Source organism: Streptomyces sp. NPDC021356 (assembly GCF_040641015.1).
Taxonomy (GTDB): Bacteria; Actinomycetota; Actinomycetes; order Streptomycetales; family Streptomycetaceae; genus Streptomyces.
Map to the genome: position 1 here is coordinate 1 of NZ_JBFACU010000097.1, position 2,318 is coordinate 2,318.

The 2,318-nt window shown below is 72.6% G+C and carries 5 protein-coding genes; 4 read left to right on the plus strand and 1 reads right to left on the minus strand.

The features are described 5' to 3' along the window. Positions 1 to 114 precede the first annotated feature (114 nt). The 3 genes from AB0G56_RS42075 (at position 115) to AB0G56_RS42085 (ending at position 1,229) form a co-directional block, all read left to right on the plus strand. Positions 115 to 324, plus strand: a complete 210-nt coding sequence (locus AB0G56_RS42075; protein WP_360981628.1) for an acyl-CoA carboxylase epsilon subunit — start codon at positions 115 to 117, stop codon at positions 322 to 324. 121 nt (positions 325 to 445) lie between these two features. Continuing rightward, positions 446 to 574, plus strand: a complete 129-nt coding sequence (locus AB0G56_RS42080) for a hypothetical protein (RefSeq protein ID WP_360981618.1) — start codon at positions 446 to 448, stop codon at positions 572 to 574. Positions 575 to 605: 31 nt separating this feature from the next. Continuing rightward, positions 606 to 1,229: a nucleoside triphosphate pyrophosphatase gene (locus tag AB0G56_RS42085; RefSeq protein ID WP_360981622.1), complete on the plus strand. Its 624-nt coding sequence runs from the start codon at positions 606 to 608 to the stop codon at positions 1,227 to 1,229. A 136-nt stretch (positions 1,230 to 1,365) separates the two neighbouring features. Here AB0G56_RS42085 and AB0G56_RS42090 read toward each other — a convergent pair whose 3' ends face one another. Next, positions 1,366 to 1,845: a hypothetical protein gene (locus AB0G56_RS42090; RefSeq protein WP_360981625.1), complete on the minus strand. Its 480-nt coding sequence runs from the start codon at positions 1,843 to 1,845 to the stop codon at positions 1,366 to 1,368. Between the two features lie 373 nt (positions 1,846 to 2,218). Between AB0G56_RS42090 and AB0G56_RS42095 the strand changes: the two genes are divergently transcribed. After that, the coding region (locus AB0G56_RS42095; protein ID WP_157847070.1) for a biotin carboxylase N-terminal domain-containing protein at positions 2,219 to 2,318 on the plus strand (100 nt) is incomplete at its 3' end.

The window sequence follows — 2,318 nt, forward strand, 5'->3', positions numbered from 1 at the left end:
CTCCGACACCCGCTCCCACATCATCCGCGGCCTGCGACACCTGCGCACCAAACGGGAAACCCTCCCCCCGAAGAAGCACGGCAACATCCCCCTGTGAGCCCCCTGGGAGACCACATGACCATCAAGGTCGTACGAGGCAACCCCACCCCGGAGGAGCTGGCCGCCGCACTGGCGGTGGTCCGGGCGCGCGCCGCGGCGGCGGCCGACCGTCCGTCCGGCGCGCCCCGCCCCCGGGACTCCTGGGCCGACCCGTCCCGCATCGCCGCCCACCGGATCCCCCACCCCGGCCCGGCGGCCTGGTCCCGCACGTACTGGCCCGGCTGACCGCCCCGGGCCCGGCCCCGGGCCACCCCCAGGACGCCCGGGGACGCCCGGGCCCGCCCCGGCGCCAACTTGAGTACGCGTACTCAGGCGCCGCACCCGCCCGCCCCCGGACCATCGAGGAATGCTGTGGTCCGACCCCGAGAACGAGCCGCCGAAGGAACTGCGCGACATGCAGGCCATGTTGCGGCGGCTCGGTGTTCTCATGGCGCTGGCCATGGTGGTCGCGATGGTGGCGATCGGCCTGAGGTGAGCGCTGCCGCCTGCGCCGATACGCTGGCCGCATGACTGACCAGCCGCGCCGCCGACTCGTACTCGCCTCCCAGTCCCCCGCCCGGCTCGCTCTGCTCCGGCAGGCCGGGCTGGACCCGGAGGTGATCGTCAGCGGGGTCGACGAGGACGCGATCACCGCGCCCACGCCCGCCGAACTGGCGCTCGCCCTCGCCGAGGCGAAGGCCTCCGTCGTGGCGGCCCGGCCGGAGGTCAAGGGCGCCCTGGTGATCGGCTGCGACTCGGTGCTCGACCTCGACGGCCGGGCCCTCGGCAAGCCCGCCGACGCCGAGGAGGCGCTCGCCCGCTGGAAGGCGATGCGCGGACGGGCCGGGACGCTCCAGACCGGGCACTGCGTCTGGGACACGGCCGGCGGCCGTCACGCCGCGGCCACCGCCTCCACCGTGGTCCGCTTCGGCGAGCCGACGGACGAGGAGATCGCCGCGTACGTCGCCTCGGGCGAGCCCCTCCACGTGGCCGGCGCCTTCACCCTGGACGGCCGGTCGGCCCCCTTCATCGACGGCATCGACGGCGACCACGGCAACGTCATCGGCCTCAGCCTGCCCCTGCTGCGCAGGCTGCTGGCGGAACTCGGCGTGGGCATCACCGAGTTGTGGGCCCCGGCCCAGGAGAACTGAGTCCGCCCTGAGGTACCGGGGCCGGGCAGGGGGCCGCGAGCTCGGCCTGAGCGACCGTGCCTGAGGTACCGGGCCGGGCAGGGGACCGCGGGCCAGGCCTGAGCGGCCGTGGGCGCGGCGGGGAGCCAAGGCCGGTTCAGGGGGCCGTGGGCTCGGCCGGAGGGGCCGCCGGGGCCGGCCCGCCGCCCTGCGGGCCGCCCGCCGACGCGCCGTCCCGCGGCTCCGCCTGCGGGTCGTACGTCATCAGGAGCAGCACGATCAGCGCCAGTACGACGATCATGAACAGGAACGCCGCCCAGCCCACCAGCCCCCACGCGAAGGCGCCCAGCAGCGCGTGGACCACGGCCGCGCTGACGAGCAGCCCGCGTCCGAACCCGGCCGGGCGGCGGCCCCGCACGGCGACGAGCAGGGCGACCAGAGCGCACAGGGCGAGGTAGAGGCCGAAGACCACTCCGGCGATCTTCGAGGACGTCGACATCATGTTCGAGTCCAGACCGGCCAGGGACATCCGCTGCCGGTGGACGACCTCACCGAGGAGCCAGTTCACCGCCGCGAAGCCGAGGGCCTCCGCGAAGAGCACGACCGCCACGACCCATGCCACCGGTCTGCGCACCACCGGATCCACCCACTTCCGACCACCGCTCCACCCGGAGCCCTGTTACCGCCAGTACCGTCAGACATCGCGAACGCTACTAACCGGTAAACCTGGGGACAAGAGTCCTGCCGAGGGCAAAGATTCATTGGGCCATTCGTAGGGACTCCACAAAGAAACGAAGTGGGCCGCAGCACCCTCTCACAGAGACCTTGACCACACCGGCGGGCTAGGGTTTTCCGAAAGAGTCCTGCGTACCAAGGTGCGACTAGGACTTTCGCGGGTCGAGCGAGCCTCGAATCACGCTCCGTGTGGGCAAGCTCACCATTGGGGACGGGTCGAAGTGCCGTGTCGGCAGTCCCTAAACTCGGCTTGTTTCAAGGAGGGAGCCTCAATCGTGCGCAAGGTGCTCATCGCCAACCGTGGCGAAATCGCTGTCCGCGTGGCCCGGGCCTGCCGGGACGCCGGAATCGCGAGCGTGGCCGTCTACGCGGACC